Raw genomic sequence first — 519 nt, 5'->3', positions numbered from 1 at the left:
ATCCGCAATAATTCTCAGCTCTGCGGTAGCTTTTACAGCAGTAAAATGGCTAGGAGCAGCCTACTTGGTCTATTTAGGTGTCCAAGCGCTACTCTCCATGTGGCGTGGTGAGAGCAAACTCGTGGTCAACGAAAGCATTGGAAGCAACAAAAACGTATTTGCACAAGGTGTCATTGTTAGTGTTTTGAATCCGAAAGTAGCGCTATTCTTCCTTTCTTTCCTACCTCAATTTATCGACACTTCGACAGGCTCCGCATCAACACAACTATTAGTCCTTGGCTTGCTATTCAGTGCATTAGCGACAATGTGTAACGTCTTGTATGCTTCAGTCGGGAGTTGGGTATTTAGTCGTTCAAATTCTCAACGCTATTCGCGTGCGCTAGAAGGTGTATCGGGCGTTTTGCTTATTGGGCTAGCAGGTAAAGTCGCTATCAGTGATCGCTAACTTCGGCTGTGTGATTTTGGATGTTGCGAAAATCAAATTTGGTCATAACTGCTCAAGTTGGAATTTATACCGCA

1 protein-coding gene is annotated in these 519 nt (G+C 44.3%); it reads left to right on the top strand.

Features of this window, described 5'->3' with window-relative positions; genetic code table 11:
- Positions 1 to 445: LysE family translocator (locus R7190_RS30720; protein ID WP_318138322.1), on the top strand; the 445-nt coding region annotated here is incomplete at its 5' end.
- Between the last annotated feature and the right edge of the window lie 74 nt (positions 446 to 519).

Source organism: Vibrio sp. 1078-1 (genome assembly GCF_033340475.1).
This window is presented reverse-complemented; position numbering and strand designations above follow the sequence as displayed.